General features: G+C 64.3%; 21 protein-coding genes and 1 tRNA gene. 12 read left to right on the top strand and 10 right to left on the bottom strand.

Annotated elements, in window-relative coordinates; genetic code table 11:
- The first annotated feature begins 81 nt into the window (after positions 1 to 81).
- From LOY34_RS24335 to LOY34_RS24295, 9 genes are all read left to right on the top strand, one after another.
- Positions 82 to 1,476: an MFS transporter gene (locus LOY34_RS24335; protein ID WP_045200021.1), complete on the top strand. Its 1,395-nt coding sequence runs from the start codon at positions 82 to 84 to the stop codon at positions 1,474 to 1,476.
- A 9-nt stretch (positions 1,477 to 1,485) separates the two neighbouring features.
- Positions 1,486 to 1,998, top strand: a complete 513-nt coding sequence (locus LOY34_RS24330) for a single-stranded DNA-binding protein (RefSeq protein WP_045200019.1) — start codon at positions 1,486 to 1,488, stop codon at positions 1,996 to 1,998.
- Between the two features lie 207 nt (positions 1,999 to 2,205).
- On the top strand, positions 2,206 to 5,271 hold the full coding sequence (gene fdnG, locus LOY34_RS24325) for a formate dehydrogenase-N subunit alpha (protein ID WP_156160223.1): 3,066 nt from the start codon (positions 2,206 to 2,208) through the stop codon (positions 5,269 to 5,271).
- Entirely contained in the window at positions 5,271 to 6,221 is a 951-nt protein-coding gene (gene fdxH, locus LOY34_RS24320; RefSeq protein ID WP_045200013.1) for a formate dehydrogenase subunit beta, read from the top strand. Before fdnG ends, fdxH begins: the two co-directional genes overlap by 1 nt.
- Positions 6,218 to 6,871 (top strand): formate dehydrogenase subunit gamma, encoded by a 654-nt coding sequence (locus LOY34_RS24315; protein ID WP_045200010.1) that lies wholly within the window; start codon positions 6,218 to 6,220, stop codon positions 6,869 to 6,871. The genes fdxH and LOY34_RS24315 overlap by 4 nt, the downstream gene beginning before the upstream one ends.
- A 4-nt stretch (positions 6,872 to 6,875) precedes the next feature.
- Positions 6,876 to 7,799, top strand: a complete 924-nt coding sequence (gene fdhE, locus LOY34_RS24310; protein ID WP_195885141.1) for a formate dehydrogenase accessory protein FdhE — start codon at positions 6,876 to 6,878, stop codon at positions 7,797 to 7,799.
- Between the two features lie 62 nt (positions 7,800 to 7,861).
- Positions 7,862 to 9,277: an L-seryl-tRNA(Sec) selenium transferase gene (selA, locus tag LOY34_RS24305; RefSeq protein WP_195885140.1), complete on the top strand. Its 1,416-nt coding sequence runs from the start codon at positions 7,862 to 7,864 to the stop codon at positions 9,275 to 9,277.
- Positions 9,274 to 11,193, top strand: coding sequence for a selenocysteine-specific translation elongation factor (selB, locus tag LOY34_RS24300; protein ID WP_195885139.1), 1,920 nt, complete (start codon positions 9,274 to 9,276; stop codon positions 11,191 to 11,193). Before selA ends, selB begins: the two co-directional genes overlap by 4 nt.
- Before the next feature lie 9 nt (positions 11,194 to 11,202).
- Positions 11,203 to 11,298, top strand: a tRNA-Sec gene (locus tag LOY34_RS24295).
- A 3-nt stretch (positions 11,299 to 11,301) separates the two neighbouring features.
- Here LOY34_RS24295 and LOY34_RS24290 read toward each other — a convergent pair.
- Positions 11,302 to 12,294, bottom strand: coding sequence for an asparaginase (locus tag LOY34_RS24290; protein WP_195885138.1), 993 nt, complete (start codon positions 12,292 to 12,294; stop codon positions 11,302 to 11,304).
- A 1-nt stretch (position 12,295) separates the two neighbouring features.
- Complete coding sequence (locus LOY34_RS24285) at positions 12,296 to 13,738, bottom strand: sodium:alanine symporter family protein (protein WP_195885137.1); 1,443 nt, start codon at positions 13,736 to 13,738, stop codon at positions 12,296 to 12,298.
- Between the two features lie 175 nt (positions 13,739 to 13,913).
- Here LOY34_RS24285 and LOY34_RS24280 point away from each other — a divergent pair, with 175 nt between their 5' ends.
- Positions 13,914 to 14,732, top strand: a complete 819-nt coding sequence (locus tag LOY34_RS24280) for a helix-turn-helix transcriptional regulator (protein WP_045199998.1) — start codon at positions 13,914 to 13,916, stop codon at positions 14,730 to 14,732.
- 5 nt (positions 14,733 to 14,737) lie between these two features.
- Here LOY34_RS24280 and LOY34_RS24275 read toward each other — a convergent pair whose 3' ends face one another.
- Genes LOY34_RS24275 through LOY34_RS24265 form a run of 3 tightly spaced genes read right to left on the bottom strand, consistent with a single transcriptional unit; the run spans position 14,738 to position 17,441 of the window.
- Positions 14,738 to 15,577, bottom strand: coding sequence for an alpha/beta hydrolase (locus tag LOY34_RS24275; RefSeq protein ID WP_093379020.1), 840 nt, complete (start codon positions 15,575 to 15,577; stop codon positions 14,738 to 14,740).
- Positions 15,578 to 15,586: 9 nt separating this feature from the next.
- Positions 15,587 to 16,381, bottom strand: a complete 795-nt coding sequence (locus tag LOY34_RS24270; RefSeq protein ID WP_045199995.1) for a TSUP family transporter — start codon at positions 16,379 to 16,381, stop codon at positions 15,587 to 15,589.
- A 16-nt stretch (positions 16,382 to 16,397) separates the two neighbouring features.
- Positions 16,398 to 17,441 (bottom strand): TauD/TfdA family dioxygenase, encoded by a 1,044-nt coding sequence (locus LOY34_RS24265; protein ID WP_195885136.1) that lies wholly within the window; start codon positions 17,439 to 17,441, stop codon positions 16,398 to 16,400.
- Between the two features lie 295 nt (positions 17,442 to 17,736).
- On the opposite strand from LOY34_RS24265, the gene LOY34_RS24260 reads away from it, so the two are divergent.
- A complete protein-coding gene (locus LOY34_RS24260; RefSeq protein WP_045199991.1) occupies positions 17,737 to 18,621 on the top strand; it encodes a sugar nucleotide-binding protein in 885 nt (294 codons plus the stop codon).
- Positions 18,614 to 19,543, top strand: a complete 930-nt coding sequence (locus tag LOY34_RS24255; protein ID WP_195885135.1) for an NAD-dependent epimerase/dehydratase family protein — start codon at positions 18,614 to 18,616, stop codon at positions 19,541 to 19,543. Before LOY34_RS24260 ends, LOY34_RS24255 begins: the two co-directional genes overlap by 8 nt.
- Before the next feature lie 77 nt (positions 19,544 to 19,620).
- Here the strand turns inward: LOY34_RS24255 and LOY34_RS24250 are convergent, their stop codons facing one another.
- From LOY34_RS24250 to LOY34_RS24230, 5 genes are all read right to left on the bottom strand, one after another.
- Positions 19,621 to 20,304 (bottom strand): OmpW family protein, encoded by a 684-nt coding sequence (locus tag LOY34_RS24250; protein WP_038998518.1) that lies wholly within the window; start codon positions 20,302 to 20,304, stop codon positions 19,621 to 19,623.
- Positions 20,305 to 20,414: 110 nt separating this feature from the next.
- Positions 20,415 to 20,930: a DUF3299 domain-containing protein gene (locus LOY34_RS24245; RefSeq protein ID WP_093379026.1), complete on the bottom strand. Its 516-nt coding sequence runs from the start codon at positions 20,928 to 20,930 to the stop codon at positions 20,415 to 20,417.
- A gap of 8 nt (positions 20,931 to 20,938) precedes the next feature.
- The gene (locus LOY34_RS24240; protein ID WP_195885134.1) at positions 20,939 to 22,204 is read right to left on the bottom strand and encodes an ABC transporter permease; all 1,266 of its coding nucleotides are present in this window, start codon (positions 22,202 to 22,204) and stop codon (positions 20,939 to 20,941) included.
- Entirely contained in the window at positions 22,204 to 22,923 is a 720-nt protein-coding gene (locus LOY34_RS24235) for an ABC transporter ATP-binding protein (protein ID WP_123565079.1), read from the bottom strand. Before LOY34_RS24235 ends, LOY34_RS24240 begins: the two co-directional genes overlap by 1 nt.
- Positions 22,924 to 22,969: 46 nt before the next feature.
- Positions 22,970 to 23,548 (bottom strand): DUF2796 domain-containing protein, encoded by a 579-nt coding sequence (locus tag LOY34_RS24230; RefSeq protein ID WP_045199983.1) that lies wholly within the window; start codon positions 23,546 to 23,548, stop codon positions 22,970 to 22,972.
- Positions 23,549 to 23,680 lie beyond the last annotated feature (132 nt).

The raw sequence follows: 23,680 nt of genomic DNA, 5'->3' as shown, positions 1-23,680 counted from the left end.
CATTACGCGGCAAAGCGTCGCGTATATGCCGTTATGCGATGGGACTGGTAGAATCGCCGCCGGTTCACACGAGGTTTATCCATGCACGATCCCCACAGCGAACGCATGAGTGGCAGCGAGACCCGCGCCGCAGGCGGCCTGGCCCTGGTGTTCGCCTTCCGTATGCTGGGCATGTTCATGGTCCTGCCGGTACTGGCGACCTATGGCATGGACCTGGCCGGTGCCACCCCGGCACTGATCGGCCTGGCCATTGGTGCCTACGGCTTGACCCAGGCTTTCCTGCAGATTCCGTTCGGGGTGATCTCCGATCGCATCGGCCGTCGCCCGGTGATTTACCTGGGCCTGGTGATCTTTGCCCTGGGCAGCGTGCTGGCGGCCCAGGCCGACTCGATCTGGGGGGTGATTGCCGGACGCATCCTGCAAGGCGCCGGGGCGATTTCTGCCGCGGTCATGGCCTTGCTCTCGGACCTGACCCGCGAACAGCACCGTACCAAGGCCATGGCCATGATCGGCATGAGCATCGGCCTGTCGTTTGCCGTGGCCATGGTCGTCGGCCCACTGGTTACCCGTGCCTTTGGCCTCTCGGGGTTGTTCCTGGCCACCGCGGCCATGGCCGTAGTCGGTATTGCGATCATTGCCTTTGTCGTGCCGCCGTCCCACGGCGCGTTGCAGCATCGTGAGTCCGGGGTTGCCAAGCAGGCGCTGATGCCGACCCTGCGTCACCCGGACCTGCTGCGCCTGGACGTGGGCATCTTCGTCTTGCATGCCATTCTGATGGCCAGTTTCATCGCTTTGCCGCTGGCTTTCGTCGAGCGCGGCGGCCTGCCGAAAGAAGAGCACTGGTGGGTGTACCTGACCGCCTTGCTGATTTCATTCTTTGCAATGATCCCGTTCATCATCTACGGCGAAAAAAAGCGCAAGATGAAACGTGTCCTGCTGGGCGCGGTCAGTGTGTTGATGCTTACCGAGCTATTCTTCTGGCTGTCAGCAGACAACTTGCACGAACTGGTGATCGGCACCGTGATATTCTTCACCGCCTTCAACCTGCTGGAGGCATCCTTGCCTTCACTGGTAAGCAAGGTGTCGCCCGCCGGCGGCAAGGGCACGGCCATGGGGGTATATTCCACCAGCCAGTTCCTTGGTGCCGCGTTGGGAGGAATTCTCGGTGGCTGGTTGTTCCAGCACGGTGGCCTGAGCACGGTGTTCCTTGGCTGCGCAGCGTTGTGTGCCCTGTGGTGGGTCGTGGCGCTGAGCATGCGTGAGCCGCCGTACGTGACCAGCCTGCGCATGCCGTTATCGGCCGAGGCGGTACGGGAAGCGGGGCTGACAGAGCGGCTGATGGCCGTCCCGGGAGTGACCGACGCAGTGGTGGTGGCCGATGAAGCCGCCATCTATATCAAACTTGATACACAAATTTTGGATCGCACGACCCTGGAACGCCTGGTAAACCCGGCTTCCTCCGCGTGCGAAGCCTAGGAGAACGTTATGGCCCGTGGGGTTAACAAAGTCATTCTGGTCGGTACCTGCGGCCAGGATCCCGAAGTCCGCTACCTGCCCAACGGTAACGCCGTGACCAACCTGAGCCTGGCTACCAGCGAGCAGTGGACCGACAAGCAGACCGGCCAGAAGGTCGAGCGCACCGAATGGCACCGCGTATCGATGTTCGGCAAGGTCGCCGAAATCGCCGGTGAATACCTGCGCAAAGGCTCGCAAGTCTACATCGAAGGCAAGCTGCAGACCCGCGAGTGGGAAAAGGACGGCATCAAGCGTTACACCACCGAAATCGTTGTCGACATGCAGGGCACCATGCAGCTGCTCGGCGGCCGCCCGCAGAACCAGGACGGCGCCCCGCAAGGCGGCAACAATTACAACCAGGCGCCACGCCAACAGGCTCCGCGTCCACAGCAGTCCGCGCCGCAACAGCGCCCGGCGCCTCAGCAGGCCGCACCGCAGCCGGCTCCGGACTTCGACAGCTTCGATGACGACATTCCGTTCTGATTCGCCACGCTGACCGCAATACCCTCAAAACGCCCGGTGCATCGCATCGGGCGTTTTGCTTTTTGTCGACCGACAATCCGTTTTCATCCCGCTCCCGGGAATCTTGACTAGAGTGACAGTGGGCGGCCATCAATCTGCCGCCACCGTGATCGTTTCAAGAGACGCCGGCAACGTCCCGCGCGTCCACCACCTGATCAGGAGTGCACGATGGATCTCAACCGTCGGCAGTTCTTCAAGGTCGCAGCAGTTGGCCTTGGAGGCTCGAGCCTGGCAGCGTTGGGCATGGCCCCGACACCTGCCTTCGCCGAGCAGGTGCGCCACTTCAAGCTGGCGCACACTAAGGAAACGCGCAACACCTGCCCCTATTGCTCGGTCGGCTGTGGCCTGATCCTGTACAGCCAGGGGGACGGCGGCAAGAACGTTGCGCAGAACATCATCCATATCGAAGGCGACGCCGACCATCCGGTGAACCGCGGTACGCTGTGCCCGAAAGGCGCCGGCCTGCTCGACTTTATCCACAGCCCCAGCCGTCTGCAGTACCCGCAAGTGCGCAAGCCCGGCAGCAGCGAGTGGACGCGGGTGTCCTGGGATGAGGCGCTGGACCGTATCGCCGATCTGGTCAAGACCGACCGCGACGCCAACTTCATCGAGAAGAACGCCCAGGGGCAGACGGTCAACCGTTGGCTGACCACGGGTTTTTTGGCGGCATCGGCGGCGTCCAGCGAAGCCGGTTACCTGACCCACAAGGTCATTCGCAGCCTGGGCATGCTGGGGTTCGATAACCAAGCGCGTGTCTGACATGGCCCGACGGTGGCAAGTCTTGCCCCGACGTACGGCCGTGGTGCCATGACCAACCACTGGACTGATATCGCCAACGCGAATCTGATCCTGGTGATGGGCGGCAACGCTGCAGAAGCGCACCCGTGCGGCTTCAAATGGGTGACCGAAGCCAAGGCCCATAACAAGGCCCGGCTGATCGTGGTCGACCCGCGGTTTACCCGTACCGCGTCGGTGGCCGATTACTACGCGCCGATTCGCACCGGTAGCGATATCGCCTTCATGGGGGGCCTGATCAATTACCTGCTGAGTAACGACAAGATCCAGCACGAGTACGTGCGCAACTACACCGACGTGTCGTTTATCGTCAAAGCCGGCTTTGGCTTCGAGGATGGCCTGTTCAGTGGCTATGACGCGGCCAAGCGCAGCTACACCGACAAGTCCGGCTGGGGTTACGAGCTGGGCGAGGACGGCTTTGCCAAGGTCGACCCGACCCTGCAGGACCCGCGCTGCGTCTACCAGCTGATGAAGCTGCACTACAGCCGCTACACCGCGGACCTGGCGAGCATGACCTGCGGCATGCCGCAAGACCGCATGCTGAAGATCTGGGAAGAGATCGCTACCTGCTCGCAACCGGGCAAGACCATGACGATTCTCTATGCCCTGGGCTGGACCCAGCACTCGATCGGTGCGCAGATCATTCGCAGTGCGGCGATGGTGCAACTGCTGCTGGGTAACGTCGGCATGCCCGGTGGCGGTGTCAATGCCCTGCGCGGGCACTCCAACATCCAGGGCCTGACCGACCTCGGCCTGCTGTCCAACTCGCTGCCGGGCTACCTGACCCTGCCGGGCGATGCCGAGCAGGACTATGACGCCTACATCGCCAAGCGGGCGCTCAAACCGTTGCGGCCGGGGCAGCTGTCGTACTGGCAGAACTACGGCAAGTTCCACGTCAGCCTGATGAAGGCCTGGTATGGCGCCAATGCCAGTGCCGAGAACCATTGGGGCTACGACTGGCTGCCGAAGCTGGATATTCCCGGTTACGACGTGCTGAAGATGTTCGACCTGATGGGCCAGGGCAAGGTCAACGGCTACATGTGCCAGGGCTTCAACCCGATTGCCGCGTTGCCGGACAAAAACCGCGTGACTGCGGCCCTGAGCAAGCTCAAGTGGCTGGTGGTGATGGACCCGCTGGCCACCGAGACCTCGGAGTTCTGGCGCAACGTCGGGCCCTATAACGACGTGCAGAGCGAGGCTATCCAGACCGAAGTCATCCGCCTGCCCACCACCTGCTTTGCCGAAGAGGACGGCTCGCTGGTCAACAGCAGCCGCTGGTTGCAATGGCACTGGAAGGGCGCCGACGGCCCGGGGGAAACCCGCACCGACGTGCGCATCATGAGTGAGCTGTTCCTGCGCCTGCGCAAACGCTACCAGACCGAAGGCGGCGCCTTTGCCGAGCCGCTGTTGAACCTCAGCTGGCCCTACAAGGTAGCCGATGAACCGTCGCCCGAAGAACTGGCCAGGGAGCTCAACGGCAACGCCGTCAGCGACCTCACTGATGCCACTGGCGCTACCCTCAAGGCCGGCCAGCAGTTGTCCGGTTTTGCCCAGCTCAAGGATGACGGCAGTACTGCTTCTGGCTGCTGGATCTTCTGCGGCAGCTGGACCGAGCAGGGTAACCAGATGGCCCGGCGCGACAACAGCGACCCATTCGGCATGAAGCAGAACCTCGGCTGGGCCTGGGCCTGGCCGGCCAACCGGCGGATCCTCTACAACCGCGCCTCGGCCGACCCGCAAGGCAAGCCGTGGGACCCGAACAAGCGCCTGGTGTGGTGGAACGGCAAAGCCTGGGGCGGCACCGATACCCCGGACTACAAGGCAGACGTGCCGCCAGAGGCCGGCATGAACCCGTTCATCATGAACCCTGAAGGGGTGGCGCGCTTCTTTGCCGTCGACAAGATGAACGAAGGCCCGTTCCCCGAGCATTACGAGCCTTTCGAAACGCCGATCGGCATCAACCCGCTGCACCCGAACAACAAGCAGGCGACCAGCAACCCGGCCGGGCGCATCTTCGATTCGGTGTGGGACACCCTTGGCCAGGCCAAGGATTTCCCTTACGCGGCGACCAGTTACCGGCTGACCGAGCATTTCCACTTCTGGAGCAAGCACTGCAAGCTCAACGCCATTGCCCAGCCCGAGCAGTTTGTCGAGATCGGCGAAGTGCTGGCGCAAGAGAAGGGCATCGTCGCCGGGGACCGCGTGCGGGTCACTTGCAAGCGCGGGCATATCGAGGCGGTAGCGGTGGTCACCAAGCGCATCCGGCCGTTGCAGGTCAACAACCAGACCGTGCACCAGATCGGCATTCCGCTGCACTGGGGCTTCACCGGCAGTACCCGTCACGGCTACCTGACCAACACCCTGGTGCCGTTCCTCGGTGATGGTAATACGCAGACGCCGGAATCCAAGTCGTTCCTGGTCAACGTGGAGAAAATCTGATGGCTAGCCAAGACATCATCGCCCGTTCGGCCACCACCACGCCGCCCTCGTCGATCCGCCAGCTGGAGGAGGTGGCCAAGCTGATCGACACCACCAAGTGCATCGGTTGCAAGGCCTGCCAGGTGGCCTGTTCGGAGTGGAACGAGCTGCGAGACGAGGTCGGTCACAACCATGGCACCTACGATAACCCCCAGGACCTGAGCGCCGAAACCTGGACGCTGATGCGCTTTACCGAGCACGAAACCGGCGACGGCAACCTGGAGTGGCTGATCCGCAAGGACGGTTGCATGCACTGCGCCGATCCCGGTTGCCTGAAGGCCTGTCCGAGCCCGGGAGCAATCATCAAGCATGCCAACGGCATCGTCGATTTCAACCAGGACCACTGCATTGGCTGCGGCTACTGCATCACCGGCTGCCCGTTCAACATCCCGCGAATCTCGCAGAAGGACCACAAGGCCTACAAGTGCACCCTGTGTTCCGACCGGGTGTCGGTGGGGCTGGAGCCGGCCTGTGTGAAAACCTGTCCGACCGGCGCCATTGTCTTCGGCAGCAAGCAGGACATGAAGGAGCACGCCGCCGAGCGCATCGTCGACCTCAAGTCGCGGGGTTTCGACAACGCCGGCCTGTACGATCCCGATGGTGTCGGCGGTACCCACGTGATGTACGTGCTGCACCATGCCGATACCCCGCGTTTGTACGCGGGCCTGCCGGACCAGCCGATCATCAGCCCGCTGGTAGGCCTGTGGAAAGGCGTGACCAAGCCGCTGGCGCTGCTGGCCATGGGCGCGGCGGTGCTCGCCGGGTTCTTCCACTATGTGCGCGTCGGCCCGCAGCGGGTCGAAGAGGACGAGCACCCGAGCCCTGCGGATACCAGTGTGCAGGTGGTCGACCCGGCGGTGCATGTCTATGACCCGAACCGGCCGGGTGGGCAAGGGGAGGAACGACCATGAACGACAAACCTATCCTGCGCTACAACGCCAACGAACGGACCAATCACTGGCTGGTGGCGATCCTGTTCATCATGGCCGGGTTGTCGGGGCTGGCACTGTTTCACCCGGCACTGTTCTGGCTCAGCCATCTGTTCGGCGGCGGGCCGTGGACACGGATTTTGCATCCGTTCATGGGCGTGTTGATGTTCGTGTTTTTTGTTGGCCTGGTGCTGCGTTTCTGGCGGGCGAACTACTTCATCGCCAACGACCGCCTATGGCTCAAGCGTATCGACCGGGTGATGCGCAACGAAGAGGAGGGCGTACCGCCAATCGGCAAGTACAACCCCGGGCAGAAGCTGCTGTTCTGGACCTTGCTGCTGTGCATGCTGGTGCTGTTGATCAGCGGCGTGGTGATCTGGCGGGCCTACTTCAGCAGTTATTTCGGTATCGGTTCGATTCGCCTGGCGACCCTGGCGCACGCCCTGGCGGCGTTCGTGCTGGTGCTGAGCATCATCGTCCATATTTACGCCGGGATCTGGATCAAGGGTTCGGTCAGCGCCATGCTGCATGGCTGGGTCAGCCGTGCCTGGGCGAAAAAACATCATGAGCTGTGGTATCGGGAAGTGACTGGCGACAAACAGCCGCCACCGCCGATCAATAAAAAAGGATGAGCGCTTGAGTACTCTTCTGGAACCTGGGCAGATCGAAGCGGCGGCCAGCACGCCGCCGTTTCTCTACCTGCCGCCGAAGAACCTGTTCGCCCTGCGTGCGCAGCGCCTGGAGCAACTGGCCGAGGGCAACCCGCTGGCGGATTACCTGCGTCTGCTGGCCGGCCTCTGCCATGTGCAACAGAGCCTGCTCGACCAGCCGCCTGCCGCAGCTCCCAGCGACAGCGAACGCCAGCGCCTGTGTGTCGAGCATGGCTTGCCGCCGCTGGCTGCCGACAGCCTGGTGCGCGACGGACACTGGCTGGCTTATCTACAGGCGTTGTTGCAGCGCTATCCGGCTTCCAGTGGCGCCGTGGCCGATGCCGTGTCTGTGCTGCAATGCGCCGCCGATGAGCAGCGCAAGCTGTGGGCCATCGCCTTGCTCACAGGTTCGTACAGCCTGGTACCGGCGGCGCTGGTGCCGTTCCTGGGCGCGGCGTTGCAGGCGGCCTGGAGCCATTGGCTGCTGAGCCTGCAGGGGGTCGAACTGAAAGCGGCGGACAGCCTCTGCCAATGCCCGGCCTGTGGCTCGCCGGCCATGGCCGGGGTCATCCGCCATCGCGGCAAGTACAACGGCCTACGTTACCTGGTGTGTTCGCTGTGTGCCTGCGAATGGCATGTGGTGCGGGTCAAATGCGTGTATTGCGAACAGAGCAAGGGCCTCAAGTACTTCAGCTTCGAGGATGACCGCTATGCCAGCGCCAAGGCGCCGCTGCAGGCCGAATGCTGTCCGGGCTGCAACACCTACCTAAAGCATATCTACCTGGAAAACGACGCCGATGCCGAAGCACTGTCGGCCGACCTTGCCAGCCTGGCGCTGGACCTGCGCCTGGATCAGGAAGGCTTCCAGCGCCTGGCGCCGAACCTTTTGCTGGCGCCGGGAGGGGAGTGAGATCGGGTCTACACTGAGGTTTTGCCCATGGCCAGCGCCCACTGAAGTTGAGAACCGTCTGAATGCCGTCCAACCTCGCCAAGCTCCCGATCCGCCTGCCCTCCATCGACACTCTGTTGCGTCACCCCGCCAGCCAGCCGCTGACCGAGCGCTATGGCCGCGACGCGCTGCTGGCGACCTTGCGCCAGTTGCTCGACGACCTGCGCGAGGACGCCCGGCTCGGCCAACTGGATGCCGCTGAACTGGCCGCGCCGGTGCTGCTCGGCCGCGCCGGCGAGCGCCTGGTGGTTCGCCACCGCAGCCAGGTGCGGCGGGTCTTCAACCTCACCGGCACGGTGCTGCACACCAACCTGGGCCGGGCCTTGCTGCCCGAGGAAGCCATCGACGCCGTGCAACTGGCGGCCCGCTATCCGCTCAACCTCGAGTTCGACCTGGCCAGCGGCAAGCGCGGTGATCGCGATGACCTGATTGAAGGCTTGATCCGCGAGCTCACCGGCGCCGAAGCCGTCACCGTGGTCAACAACAACGCCGCGGCCGTGCTGCTGGCGCTCAACAGCCTCGGTGCGCGCAAAGAGGGGATCATCTCGCGCGGTGAGTTGATCGAGATTGGTGGCGCTTTTCGCATTCCCGACATCATGGCCCGCGCCGGGGTCAAGCTGCATGAGGTGGGCACCACCAATCGCACCCATGCCCGCGATTACGAGGCGGCCATCGGCCCGCGCAGCGGCCTGTTGATGCGCGTGCATTGCAGCAATTACAGCATTCAGGGCTTCACCACCCAGGTGCCGACCGCAGAACTGGCGCGCTTGGCTCATCGCCATGATTTGCCCCTGCTCGAAGACCTCGGCAGCGGCAGCCTGCTCGACTTGAGCCGCTGGGGCCTGCCGGCCGAGCCGACTGTGCGCCAGGCCCTGGCCGATGGCGCCGATCTTGTCACCTTCAGCGGCGACAAGCTGTTGGGCGGGCCACAGGCTGGCATCATTGTCGGGCGCAAGGACTTGATCGCGCGGATCAAAAAGAACCCGCTCAAGCGCGCCTTGCGGGTCGACAAGCTCACCCTCGCAGCGCTAGAAGCGGTGCTGGGCTTGTACCGTAATCCTGATCAACTGGTCGAGCGCCTGCCCAGCCTGCGCCTGTTGACCCGGCCGCAGGCCGAGATTCTCCAGCAGGCCGAACGCTTGCAGCCAGCGTTGGCGCAACAGCTGGGCGAACAGTGGACGGTCAGCGCAGAGCCCGCACTGGGCATGATCGGCAGTGGCAGCCAGCCGGTGGCGCGCTTGCCCAGTGCGGCCTTGTGTGTGCGCCCGCAGGTGTCCAAGCGCCTGCGCGGTCGCGCCTTGCATGGCCTGGAACGCGCGCTGCGGGCCTTGCCGATTCCAGTGCTCGGGCGCATCGATGACGATGCCCTGTGGCTGGACCTGCGCCAGCTCGATGACGAAACCGCGTGGCTGGCGCAACTGGCGCAGGTGCAGGCGTGATTATCGGTACCGCCGGGCATATCGACCACGGCAAGACCGCTTTGCTCGAGGCCCTGACCGGCCAGGCGGGTGACCAGCGCCGGGAAGAGCGCGAGCGCGGCATGACCATCGACCTCGGTTATCGTTATGCCGCCCTCAGCCCTGGCGCAGCTCTAACCGGCTTTATCGACGTGCCCGGTCACGAGCGGTTTATCCACAACATGCTCGCTGGCGCCCAGGGCATCGACCTGGTGCTGCTGGTCGTGGCCGCCGATGACGGGGTGATGCCGCAGACCCGCGAGCACCTGGCGATTGTCGAGCTGCTGGGCATTCCCCAGGCCTTGGTGGTGATCAGCAAATGCGACCGGGTCGAGCCGCAGCGGCTGCAGGAAGTGCAAGCCCAGGTCAGCGTGCTGCTGGCTGCCGGGCCGTATGCGGGGGCATTGCAGTTTGCAGTTTCCAGCGTCACTGGCGAGGGCATCGAGGCGCTGCGCCAGGCCTTGCTGGCGGCTCAGGCTGAGGTTAGCCAGCGCAGCAGCCAGGGCGGTTTTCGCCTGGCCATTGACCGCGCTTTTGCGGTTGCCGGTGCCGGCATCGTGGTCACCGGCACGGCGCTGGACGGGCGTGTGCAACTGGGCGACAGCCTGCTGCTCGGCAAAGCCGGCAAGCCGGTGCGGGTGCGTGGCCTGCATGCGCAGAACCAGGCCGCCGTCGAGGCCCATGCCGGGCAGCGGGTGGCCTTGAACATCAGCGCCGAGCGCCTGGCCCTTGAGCAGATTCACCGCGGTGACTGGCTGCTTGCCGAGTGGCTGCATGCGCCGACCCAGCGCGTGGACATCGAGCTGCAACTGCTGGCCAGCGAACTGCGCGCCTTCGAGCACTTCAGCCCGGTGCATGTGCACCTGGGCACCCAGGATGTCACCGCCCGGGTAGCGTTGTTGCAGGGCGAGCATGTGCTACCGGGCAAGCGCATGTTCGCCCAACTGCTCACCAATGCACCGGTACAGGCGGTGCACGGTGATCGCTTGGTGCTGCGTGACCAGCGTGCGCAACGTACCCTCGGTGGCGGCCGGGTGCTTGATCCCTTTGCACCTGCGCGCCAGCGCCGCAGCGAGGCGCGCATTGCCCAGTTGCAGGCCCTGGCTGGCGCCGACAGCCTTGAGCAGGCCTTGCCGGCGCTGCTGGCCAGTGATGACCTGGGCCTCGACCCGCAACGCCTGGAGCGCCAGTTCAATCGCCTGCGCAGCCGCTGGCAACTGCCGGCCAATGTCCAGGTAATCGCCACTCGCCAAGGCCCGCTGCTGTTCACCGATGAGCATTGGCAAACATTGCAAACGGCGTTGTTGGAGGGGCTGGCGCGGTTTCATGAACAGGAGCCGGACCAGCTCGGTCCTGATCGTGATCGCTTGCGCCGCTTTGTTGGCCTGACCCTTGAGCGCCCGGCCTTCATCAGCCTGGTGGATGAACTGCTCGCCAGCGGCAGGTTGGTCAGCAGCGGGCCCTGGCTGCACCTGCCCGAGCACCAGATACGCTTGAGCGATGCTGACTCGCAGCTGTGGAGCCAGGTGCAGCCATTGCTGGTCGAGGGGCTGTTCGACCCGCCCTGGGTACGCGACCTGGCCAGGTCACTACAAGTCGATGAAGCCGAGGTGCGCCTGTTGCTGCGCAAGCTTGGGCGTTTGGGCCAGGTGCACCAGGTGGTGCGCGATCTGTTCTATCCTGAGGCCACGATCCGGCAAATGGCGGCTATGCTCTTGCAGCTGGCCAGCGACGATCCGGTGGTGCAGGTGGCGGCGTTTCGCGATGTGCTGGGGATCGGGCGCAAGCGCAGTGTGCAGGTACTCGAGTACTTCGACCGTATCGGCCTGACCCGGCGTCTCGGTGACCGACGCCAGGTTCGCGCCGACAATGCCCTGGCCCAGGCGCCGGGGCAGTAACCCGTTCAAGGAAGGCAATCGCGCCCGGTGGCGCGGCCGGGCTTCAAACCCGGTTGGGGACGGCAGCCGTTCCCGGGCAGGTTCGACTCCCGCTGCCTTCCGCCATTTCTACTGGGCGCGCTCGCCGCACAGGTCCTGGGCGAACCAGTGTTCCGCCGCTTGCACATCGAGCCCGGCACCGAGCAAAGCGAACATCTTGCCCAGCGCCGCTTCGCGGGTCATGCCGCCGGCGCTGATCAGGCCGGTATCGCGCAGGCGGCTGCCGGCCGCATAGGTGTCGAAGTGCACCGCGCCTTCCGGACACTGGCTGATGGCCGCAATCAACACCCCGCCTTGGCGGGCGTCGTGCAGCGCATCGAGCAGGTCCTGATCGTCCGATGGCCCGGTGCCGCTGCCGTAGCACTCCAGCAGCAAGCCCTGCACGCCGCTAGAGAGCAGGCCGCGCAGATGGCCTACCTGCAGCCCGGGGAACACCGGCAGCACCATCAGGTTTACCGGTTGGCGTGGCTGGCGGTAATCCAGGCAGGCCGGGAGCGACTCGGCGCGTTGTCCATCGCGCTCACGCGGCAGCGCGGCGAAGGCATCGAAGGCTTCGCTGCGCAGCTTCGACGTGCGCGCGCCGTGCAGCAGCTGGCCGTGGAAATACAGCTGCACGCCATTGTCGATACCGGATGCCATCACCCGCAGGGCGCCGCAAAGGTTGTCCCAGGCGTCGCTGTCGGCGGTGCCGGCCGGCAACATCGAGCCGGTCAGCAGTACCGGTACTGGCAGGCCGAGCAGCAAAAACGACAGCGCCGCTGCGGTGTAGGCCAGGGTGTCGGTGCCGTGCAGCAGCAGGATACCGTCGTGGCCATCGCGCTCCACCGCTTCGACAATCGCCTCGCGCATGGCCAGCCAGTTGCTTTGCTGCATGTTGGCGCTGTCGATCAATGGCCGCAGTTCGCGCAGCCGCCAGCTCAACAGCGGTGCATCGGCCATTCGCTCCAGGTGCTCGCGCATACGCGCTTCAAAGCCGCCGGCAGGCGCCAGGCCCTGCGGGGTTTGCAGCATGCCGATGGTGCCGCCGGTGTACAGCACTAGAAGGTTGTTGACGGCGCGCATGTCAGCTCTGCGTCTGTGCGTTGGCGACGTTGACGTCGGTCCGGGTCTCGACCTGCGGATTCACTGGCCAGGCAGCCGGGTCCAGGTCCAGGTCGGAAAACTTCGACGCGTCGAACACTGGCTGGGCGATACCGGCGCGGCGCTGTTCGTCGTAGTCGCGCATCACCCGCAGGCCGACCTTGAACAGCAGGGCCAGGGCTACCAGGTTGACGAACGCCAGGCAGGTCATGGTGATGTCGGCGAAAGCGAACACGGTCGACAGGTTCTGCACCGAACCCCAGAGAATCAGCAGCAGTACCAGGCCGCGGTAGCCCAGCAGCACCAGGCGGTTGCGGGTGAAGAACTGCAGGCTGGTTTCGCCCAGGTAGTAGTTGTAGAGGATGCAGGTGAAGACGAACAGCGACAGCGCGACGCTGACGAAGATCCGCCCCCAGTCACCGACGACCGCAGCCAGGGAGTTCTGGGTCAGGGCGATGCCGTCACCTTCAAAGCCTGGGGTGTAAAAGCCCGACAGCAAGATCAGCAGTGCAGTGCAGGTGCAGATCACGAAGGTATCGAGGAACACGCTGAACGCCTGGACCACACCTTGGGCGGCCGGGTGTTTCACCGCGGCCACGGCGGCGACGTTCGGTGCGCTGCCAAGGCCGGCTTCGTTGGCGAACACGCCACGTTTGACGCCCATGACGATGGCGCTGCCGAGCAGGCCGGCAAACGCTGGATCGAGGCCGAAAGCGCTTTTGACGATGGTTTCGAGCATGGCTGGCACGTGGTCGATCTGGGTGAAGATCACGTACAGGGTCACGCCGATGTAGGCCAAGGTCTTGACCGGGACCAGCAGGTCGGACACCGAGGCGATACGCTTGATACCGCCGATGAACACCAGGCCGAGCAGGGCGGCGAGGGCGATACCGGTGTATTTCGGCTCGAAGCCGAAGGCGTTCTGCAGCGAGTGGGTCACGGTGTAGGACTGCAGGCCATTGAAGGTAAAGCCGTAGGTCACCAGCAGCAGAATCGCGAACACCATCGCCATCCAGCGCAGCTTCAGGCCGTGCTGGATGTAGTAGGCCGGGCCGCCACGGTACAGGCCGTCGCCGTCGCTACGTTTGTAGACCTGGGCCAGGGTGCACTCGAAAAAGCTGCTGGACATGCCCACCAGCGCGGTCACCCACATCCAGAACACCGCGCCCGGGCCGCCGAGGGTCACGGCGATGCCGACACCGGCGATATTACCGGCACCGACGCGGCCGGCCAGGCTCAGCATCAGCGCCTGGAACGAGCTCAGTTGGCCTGCCTGGCCGCGCAGGGATTCCTTGAAGACGCTGAACATGTGGCCGAAATGGCGGAACTGGACGAAACGGGAGCGCAGGGTGAAGTAGCTGCCGAGTCCGACGATAAGCACGATGAGGAGTTTCCCCGAGAGGAAATCGTTGAGCGCTTCGAGCATGAAATGACCTCGATTCTTATTCTTCGCATGAAAGACGACAGGCCGGCGTCGATGCGCCGTGTCCGTGGGGCGCATGGTTGGTCATGACAAGACTGGTTACAATTTCGCGGGTTGCTCTCAGTTGATGCGACTTGATGCTAAACTGGCGCCTATCGCATCACCTGGAACAGCTCACATGAGCGAACATCTCGGCGCCAATCTCAAGCTCGCCTGCAGCCACTACCGCTCTATCTCGGAAGTTTGCCGGCAGCTGTCGATCAATCGTGCACAGTTCAACAAGTACCTGAGCGGGCAAAGCCAGCCGACGGCGTACAACCTCAAGCGCATCGGCGATTTCTTCGGTGTCGAGGATTACGAACTGGGTTTGCCGCCGGAGCAGTTCGCGCGCCTGATTGGTGCGCGCAGTACCGCCAACCAGGCGCTCAGCCACAACGATCCGCTGGCCGAGCTGCTGCGGCCGTTGCGCGAACACGCCGGCAACCTGTCGCGCTATTGCGGTTACTACTTCGAATACTCCAACTGCATGTCGGTACCCGGCTCCATCCTGCTGTCGCTGGTGCACCTGCGCGAAGAGCGCGGCAGTTTTCTGTTCGAGCGCCAGGAGCGTCAGGAGCGCTCCAGCAGTACCGATGTGCAGGCCGAAGACTGGGTGCGCTGCCGTTACCTGGGCGCGGCGTTCCAGTTGCAGGACCGCCTGTTTCTGCTCGATTACGAATCGCTGACGGTCAACGAGATGAGCCAGACCATCCTCATTCCCAGCTTCAAGAGTCGCATCACCCGCCTCAACGGTCTCAAGACCGGGGTTTCCAGTGGTGACCGGCGTACCCCGGCCTGCACCCGGGTGGTGTGGGAGTTCCTCGGCACCGAGATCAACCGCATCAGCGCCTACCGCCAGGTCAAGCTGTACCGCCCGGACGATCCACGGATCGACGACGACGTGCGTGAACGCCTGAGCGCCGGGCCGATCCGCAACGGCCTGTTCGAGATTGAATAACCCGCTTAGCCGAGAATGAACTCGGCCACCACCTGCGCCACCTGATTGGCCACCGCCGGCTTGTCGCGCAGGTGTGCGGCAATGCCGTGATCGCAGTCGGTCAGCAGCAGGCATTCCAGGTGCGGTGCCGGCACGGCGCGCAGCAGGGCCTGGGTGACTTCTTCAGGGATCGGGCTATAGCGCTGGGCGCCGGCCAGCCACAAGGTGCCGGCCGAGGTGCCTTCGGCTTGCCCGTAGGCTTTGGAGTTGAGCCCGTCGAATTCGCCGATCACCAGCAGCACCCGGCCCGCAAACGAGCGCAGAAACTCGTAGCTGTCGCAGTCGAGAAAGCCGTAGGGCTGGCGGATCGCTGCGCTGAAGGCCGGGCCGAACGGCGCCTGGTGGGCGGCGTCCGGGTAAACCGCCGGGCAGATCAGCACCAGTTTGTCGATGGCCGGCGTTTGCGCTGCCAGTTTCAGCGCGATGGCGCCGCCCAGGCTGTGGCCGAGCAGGGTCTGGCAGCGCTCGGCGATATGCCGGTGAAAGCGCTGCGCTTCTTCCAGGTTGGTGGTCAGCGACGGCTGCGGCGCGCCGGGCTCGGCGGCCAGGCTGTGGCCGGAGAGGTTGCCGGTCAGTGAGCCGATCCCCTGCTGTTGCAGGCGATACAGCAGCGGGTTGAGGCGGGTGAAGTCCGAGCGCGCGCCACCGATCACGAACATCGGCGCAGCGCGCTCCTGGTCAGGTATAAGCAGCCGCGCCTGTTGCTGGAAACCGTCGAAGGTTTCGCTGATGAAGCGCTCGGTAGCCGGCGCGGGTTCGTCGTACTGCCAGGTGGAGCGTTGAGTCGAAATTGCTTCCAGGTGCATGGACACCGCCTATAGAAACTGATGTTGCAGCCATTCGCCAAGGGGGTTGCCGGCGCTGAGCAGCAGCTTGAGGGCCATGATGCAGCACACGCAGACCAGCAGCGGCTTGATCAGTTTAGGACCGAAATGCACCGCGCAGCGAGCCCCCAGTTGCGCGCCGACGAAGGCCGCGCAAGCCATCGCCAGGGCCAGCGGCCAGACGATCGCGCCGCTCAGGGAAAACACCGACAGCGCCCCGAGGTTGCAGGCGGCGTTGAGCAGTTTGCTGTTGCACACCGCGCGCAGCATCGGCTGGCCGAGCAGAACCACGCACGCCACCATGTAGAACGAGCCAACGCCGGGGCCGAACACCCCGTCGTAGAAGCCGATCACTGGCGCCACCGCCAGGCAGAACAGGCTGATCGAGATCCTCGCCTTGCGCTGCTGCTCGTCCGGCTTGGGGCTGAAGGCAAAGTAGGCGGCCACCAGGATCAGCAGCACCGGTACGCAGGCCTGGAGGAAACTCTTGGGCACCAGGCTCACCGACAGCGCCCCGAGGGCGCCACCGGCAAAAGCCATGGCCGCCATGGGCAGGCCACGCTTCCAGTCGATCATGCCCTTGCGGGCAAAGGCAAAGGTGGCCGAGACCGTCGCCGAGGCGGCCTGGAACTTGTTGGTGGCGATCGCTGCCAGCGGGTCGATGCCGGCAACGAACAGCACCGGCAGGGTGATCAGCCCGCCGCCGCCGGCGATGGCGTCGAAAAAGCCGGCCATCAGCGCTACCGACGCCAGGGTCAGCAACAGGGTGATATCAATTTCCATCATCGGGGGGTTCCCTTGTTCAGCCACGCACCAGCAGCGGGTCATCGTTGAGGACTACCGGGCGCGCAAAGCGCGAGTAGCCGAACAGGCGCACCAGCAGGCGCCGGTTGTCCTGGAGAATGTCGCGTCCATGCAGGGCGCGGCAGTTATTGATCAGCAAGGCGCTATCGGGTTGGAGCACGAACGGTAAGGGCTGGGCGTCCCGGACCAGCGCCTGGAAGGCGTCGAAGGCACGGGCTGCGGCGTCGCTGGCGTGATCGTTCAACGAGAAACGATACGAGTTGTAGCGCAGGCTGAAACCGCCGTCGGGATCGAACTGCAGCATCGACGTGGCCTGGCCGGCCTCGCCTTGACCGGCGACAAAGCACTCGCTGCGGGTGAAGTCGAAGGAGGCCGAGGTCAACGCCAGCGCATGCAGGCTGCCCAGTTGCTCGATGATGGCGCGCAGCGGGATGATCCGGGTCGGTTCGCCCGCCGGGTTCCAGCGCGCGGAAAGGATCAGCGCTGACGGCGCAGGTGAGCGGCCCTCGCTGGCGGCAACCGAACAGTTGTAGGGCGCTTCGGTATGCGGGCCCAGGTGCAACCCGGCGTGAGAGCTGAGTTCGACTTCGGTGTGCTGGTGCTCGTCGGGGCGGGGCACGCTGCCGCCGCCTTTGAAGTTGCCGACCAGCCGCATGATCTGGCCTTCGTTGTCGATATCGAAGGCAAAGGCCCGGTAGTTCACCAGCTCCAGCAGCAACTGGTTGCGCGAGGCCAGGTACAGGCAGCGCTCGCTCTGAGCCAGGGTGGCCAGCTCAGGCAGATGCTCGGGCAGCGGATCGCTGCCGGGGCAGGCCATCTGCGAGCACATCAGGGCCGACAACTGGCCATCGGCAAAGCGTTGCAACACGGCCTTCTGGCTGGCGTCGAGGGTAGGGTGCAGGCGTTGTGCCCACTGGCGCGCCTGGTTGGCGACTCCGCGGGCCTGAGGGCCGCCGAGTTCGGCGAGGTGCTGGCTGGCAGCTGCCAGCGTACGGGCCTGGTCCTGGTCGAAACTCAGGTACGCGACTTCCGAATCCTGCATGGGAAACATTCCTTTGTTATTGGTTTTATCTGGCAATCCGTGCCGACCAGGGTGCAGAAAGTGCTGCTGCGCCCCGGCGAACGAATAAGCTAACTATTCTCCTGGTTAATCCATTCAGGCGAGTCAGCTCATTCCGGGCGCAGTATAGGCAGTTTCCGGATTTGTGTAAGCACAGGAAAAACCTTGCCCTCAGCGCCGCGCCGGGCAGGACGGGCGCCCCTGTGTTGGACTTCCCCTGCCGGAAACCGCAAAATGAAGGCTTTCTTCCAATAATCTGATCGGACCTGCTGACTCTATGCGAATGCGCCTGATGCTGTTGGGTGGTGGAAGTGCCCTCGGGCAAGCGCTGATTCGACTCGGGGCCGAGGAAGATATCGGCTTTCTGGCACCGCGCCCGCCGGACAGCGGCTGGGATCCGGCGAGCCTGACCCAGTTGCTCGACGACACCCGCCCTGATGCGCTGATCAACCTGGCTTACTACTTCGACTGGTTCCAGGCCGAAGCGGTCAGCGAGCAGCGCCTGGCCCAGCAGGAGCGCGCCGTCGAGCGCCTGGCCGAGCTGTGTCAGCACCACAACATCATTCTTGTCCAGCCGTCCAGCTACCGGGTCTTCGATGGCTCGCGGGCGACCGCCTACAGCGAAAAGGACGAGCCAGTGCCGCTGGGCCTGCGTGGCCAGGCCCTGTGGCGCATCGAGCAGAGCGTGCGCGCCACCTGCCCGCAGCATGTGTTGCTGCGCTTTGGCTGGGTGCTCGACGAGAGTATCGATGGCGTCCTCGGCCGCTTCCTGACCCGCGCCGAGCAACCGCAGGAACTGCTGCTGGCCGATGACCGGCGCGGCAACCCGACGCCGGTGGACGACGCTGCGCGGGTAATCCTCTCGGTGCTCAAGCAGCTCGATTGCGCCGCGCCCCTGTGGGGCACCTATCACTATGCCGGGAACGAGGCGACCACGCCGCTGGCGCTGGGGCAGGCTATCCTCACGGAAGCGGCCCAGTTGCATAAGCTGGCGGTACAGGCCCCGACCGCGCAGGCCCACGCCGCGCGCCCGGACGCCAGCGAAGAACCGCAGCATGCGGTGCTGGCCTGCAAGAAAATCCTCCACACCTTCGGCATCAAGCCCCGCGCCTGGCGCGCCGGTTTGCCGCCCTTACTGGATCGCTTCTATCGTCATGGCTGATGCCCCTATTCTGATCACCGGTGGCGCCGGCTTCATCGGTTCCCACCTCAGCGATGCGTTGCTGGAAAAAGGCTATAGCGTGCGTATCCTCGACGACCTGTCGACGGGCAAGCGCAGCAACCTGCAGATCGACAACCCCCGGCTGCAACTGGTCGAAGGTGATGTCGCCGACGCCGAACTGGTCAAGCGCGCCGCGGCCGGTTGCCAGGCGGTGGTGCACCTGGCCGCGGTCGCCTCGGTACAGGCCTCGGTGGACGACCCGGTGAAAACCCACCAGAGCAACTTCATCGGCACCCTCAACGTGTGCGAGGCCATGCGCCTGAACGGCATCAAGCGCGTGCTGTTTGCCTCCAGCGCGGCGGTGTACGGCAACAATGGCGAAGGCCAGTCGATTGTCGAAGACACGCCCAAGGCGCCGTTGACGCCTTACGCGGTGGATAAACTGGCCAGCGAGCAGTACCTGGACTTCTACCGCCGCCAGCATGGCCTGGAGCCGGTGGTGTTCCGCTTTTTCAATATCTTCGGCCCGCGCCAGGATCCTTCCTCGCCGTATTCCGGGGTTATCAGCATCTTCTGCGAGCGCGCCCTGAACGGCACGCCGATCACCCTGTTTGGCGACGGTGAGCAGACCCGCGATTTTCTCTATGTTGGCGATCTGGTCACGGTAATGGTCCAGGCGCTGGAGTTGGCACAGGTCGAGGAGGGCGCGGTGAACATCGGCCTGAACCAGGCCACTTCGCTGAACCAGTTGCTGGCGGCATTGAAGTCGGTGGTTGGCGATTTGCCGGCGATCAACCATGGGCCGGCGCGCTCGGGCGATATCCGCCATTCGCGGGCGAACAACCAGCGCTTGCTGGCGCGTTTTGATTTCCCTGAGCCGACGCCGCTGGTGGTGGGGCTGGCGCGACTTTTAGGACGCTGAAAAGCAGCGCGGGGCAAGCCCGCTCCTACATCACGCTGTAGGAGCGGGCTTGCCCCGCGATGTGCGTTTGAAGACGCTTAGAACTTGTAACCCACGCCAACCATGTAGACCCATGGATCGACATCGACGTCGACCTTGGTCTTGCCAACGCCCAGGGCGCTGGGGCCGTCGATGGTGGCCTTGGTGTCGATGTCGACGTACCAGACCGCGGCGTTGATCAGGAAGTTGTCGTTGATCATGTAGTCCATGCCCAACTGACCGGCCAGGCCGACCGAATCCTTCAACTTCATGTTGCTGAAGCCTTGAGCCTTGCGGTTGCTGCTCAGGTCTTCGTCAAAGAACATGGTGTAGTTCAGACCGATACCGGCGTAAGGCTGGAACTTCGACGAAGCTTCCATCGGGTAGTACTGCAGCGACAGGGTCGGTGGCAGTTGCTTGATGTCGCCCAGCTTGCCATCCAGGCCAGCGCCCAGGCCCTTGACGCCCACGGTGTGCTGGAACGGAGTGGCGGCCAGCAGCTCGAGGCCGATGTGGTCGGTCAGCATGTAGGCAAACGCCAGGCCCAGCTGGGTGTCGCTGTCCAGAGTAGCCTTGGTGCCGGACATCTTGGTGCCGTCGAGCTTGATGTCGCCGCTGTTCTCGTTGGGAGCGGTAGTGATCGCACCGGCACGCAGGATGAAGTCGCCAGCCTGGTGGGCGTGGGCAACAGGGGCTGCAAGCGCCAGAGCAACGAGCGAGGCGCCAAGCAAGGACTTGTTCATGGAAGCTCCCAAAGGACGTTTAGAATTTAATGAGTCCAATGGTAAGGAGCTGACGGACGGCGACTTTTGACGCAGCTCAATGAAATCGTCAAAGGCTGACAAGCGGCCATTCATTCTAGCTCGTATGCGTAGATTTTCTCGGCTTCCATCTGATATCCGGCATCGGCCAGCTCGCTGCTGGAGGCTTTGACCTGCATCTGGCCTTCAATCCAGTACGGTTGGTAGAGGTCTTCGACCTTGACGCCGATCTCGCTGAAGATGTGAACGATCTGGTTCGACGGCGGTGGCGGTACATGAATGCAGGCGCCATAGTAAGGCACCAGCAGGAACTCGGTGGTGCGGCCTTCTTCGCTGACCTCCAGCGGCACGATATACCCCGGCAGTTTGACCTGCTGGCCATCCAGGGCCTTGACCACCGGGGCATTGGGTGCGGTTTGCCGCGCAGCGGGTGCCGATTCGGCAGCCAGGGCGTCGCTCAGTTGCGAAAGGTCATGCAGCGGCGCCAGTTGTGGCTGGATCACCGGCGCCCCGGCCGGGATCAGTTGCTGCCACTCCAGGGTGCGCGGTTCAGCGGCCCACAGGGGCGAGGCAATCAACAGCAGCAACAGCAGCAAGGCGCGGTTCATCGAGTTACTCACAGGTGAATGGACAGGCCGTCGGCCAGCGACTGGCGATAGGCGCGCCAGGCCGGCACGCTGCCCATCAGCAAGGCGGCGCCAAGGATGATGCCCAGAAGGGTCCATTCATGGGCGCTGGGCCAGGCCAGCGGCAGCAACAGGCCGTAATTGGCCTGCACGTAACCCTGGGCCAGGGCGATGCCGGCGTACAACAAAGCCACCCCGGCGATGATGCCGGCCACCGCCAGGGCCAGTGCTTCGAGCACCAGCAGCCCGGCAATGTGCCAGGGACGCGCGCCGACCGAGCGCAGGATGGCCATTTCCCGGCGCCGTTCGTTGAGGCTGGTGAGGATCGCCGTGAGCATGCCAATCAGGCCGGTCAGCACTACGAACAGCGAGACCACGAACAGCGCCTGCTCGGCCGTGCCCATCAGGCTCCAGAGCTCTTGCAGGGCCACGCCCGGGAGGATCGCCAGCAGCGGTTCGTTGCGGTACTCGTTGATCTCCCGTTGCAGGCTGAAGGTGGCCACCTTGTTGTTCAGGCCGAGCATGAAGGCGGTGATGGCGGCGGGCTTGAGGTCCATGTTGCGCGCCTGATCGGCGCTGATACGCCCGGCGCCGCGGGCCGGCATGCCGTTGTGCCAGTCGATGTGGATGGCCTCCATACCGCCCAGGCTGATGTGCAGGGTGCGGTCGACCGGGGTGCCGGTGCGTTGCAGCACGCCGACCACGGTGAACGGTTTGTCATCGTGTTTGACCAGGCTGATGGCCGCCACGCCATGGGCCAGCACCAGCTTGTCGCCCAGCTTGTAGTGCAGGGCATCTGCCACCTCGGCACCAAGCACCACCTCGAACGGGTCGGTGGCGAAAGCGCGGCCCTCGGCCAGTTGCAGGTTCTGCTTGCGGCCGTACTGGTAGTGCTCGAAATAGCGCGCGTCGGTGCCCATCACCCGGTAGCCGCGATGGGAATCGCCCAGGGAGATGGGAATGGCCCATTTCACCCGTTTGTCGCTGGCGTAGTGTTCGAAGCTCTCCCAGCGGATGTTGTTGGTGGCGTTGCCGATGCGAAACACCGAGTACAGCAGCAGGTTCACCGAGCCCGAGCGGGCGCCGACAATCAGGTCGGTGCCGCTGATGGTGCTGGCAAAGCTGGCGCGGGCTTCGGTGCGCACCCGCTCGACCGCCAGCAGCAGGCACACCGACAGGGCGATGGCGAAGGCGGTCAAAAATGCAGTAAAGCGGCGGTTGGCCAGGCTGGCCAGGGCAAGGCGGAGCAGGTACATCAGGCCTCCAGGTCGTTGGCCGGGCGGGCCGCGCGGTTGAGTTCGGCAAGGGACAGCTGGCGGTCGAACAACGGTGCCAGGCTCTGGTCGTGGCTGACGAACAGCAGGCTCGAGCCGGCCGCACGGCATTCGGCGAACAACAGGCGGATGAAGGCTTCGCGGGTGTCGGCGTCGAGGGCTGATGTTGGCTCGTCGGCGATTACCAGCTCCGGCTGGCCGATCAAGGCCCGGGCGGCGGCAACGCGCTGTTGCTGGCCGATCGACAGGCTGCCCGCGCGGCGGGCAAGCAACGCCGGGTCTTTCAGGCCCAGGTGGGCGAGCAGGCTGGCGGCGGCCTGGTCGATGCTGCCATGGCGCTCGGCGGCGCGTTGTGCGCGGCTGCGCGAGAAGCGGCAGGGCAGTTCGACGTTCTCCCGTACCGAGAGGAACGGCAGCAAGTTGAACTGCTGGAAGATGTAGCCGGTGTGATCGACGCGAAAACGGTCGCGGGCGGCCAGCTTCAGTTCGCTCAAGTCCTGGCCAAGCAGGCGGATGCTGCCGCGATCGGGTTTTTGTACACCGCCCAAAAGGCCCAGCAGGGTGGTCTTGCCGCTGCCGCTGGGGCCTTTGAGAAACAACGATTCGCCGGCTTCCAGGCGCAGGGCGGGAATCTCCAGCAGGGGGGCTTGGCCCGGCCAGGCGAAGCCCAGGTCGGTCAGTTCAATCAGTGCCTGGCTCATAAATGAACGCCCGGGTTACCCCGGGCGTTTCGCTGCAAAAGGGCTATCAGAAGTTGATCGTGGCCTTGGCCGGGGTCGCTTCGACACCTTGCTGGCCGTTGGGCCCGATCAGTTGCAGGGTAATTTTCTGGGTGGCGGGGAAGGCCTTGAACAACGGAGTCAGGTCGAGGCTCTTGAGCTCAGCGGGCTTGTCGCAGGTCAGCCGGTAATGGGCATGGACCTCACTGTGCTCATGGCCTTCGTGCTCGTCGCCGTCATCATCGACTGCCGGCTTGTCGCCGAACAGCGGGCTTTCCAGCTCCTGGTCACTTTCGCTGCAGTTGGCCGCCTTGGCCAGGCCGAACAGCGCCAATGGTTTTTCCAATTGTGAACGCACGGCAGCAACCTTGGCTTTGTCGGCGGCGCTGGTGGCCGGGTGTTCGAAGCCGACCAGGTTCATCGCCGGGCTGTCCAGTTCCAGTTCCAGGGACTTGTCGTCGAGCACCACATTCAAGCGCGCGACGCCGTGTTCATGGGCGCCGAGGCTGCCATGGGCGTGGTCATGATCGTGGTCGTGGCCTTCATGGGCGTGGGCGACGGCCAGGGGCAACAAGGCAAACGGCAAGGCGAGCAACAGACGACGCATGGGCTGACTCCGCGGAGGCACTGGAATGATTTGGTAATGTTATAACAACTTGTTCGGCGTGCGCCAGTGTGCTTGGCGATGAAGCGTTGGCGTGGGAGCATGGGCCCATTGACTGCGCACAAGGACACCCCC

The sequence above is a fragment of the Pseudomonas sp. B21-009 genome, assembly GCF_024749345.1.
Taxonomy (GTDB): Bacteria; Pseudomonadota; Gammaproteobacteria; order Pseudomonadales; family Pseudomonadaceae; genus Aquipseudomonas.
Note: the sequence above shows the minus strand (reverse complement) of the source record. Positions and strands in the feature narration are given on the sequence as shown.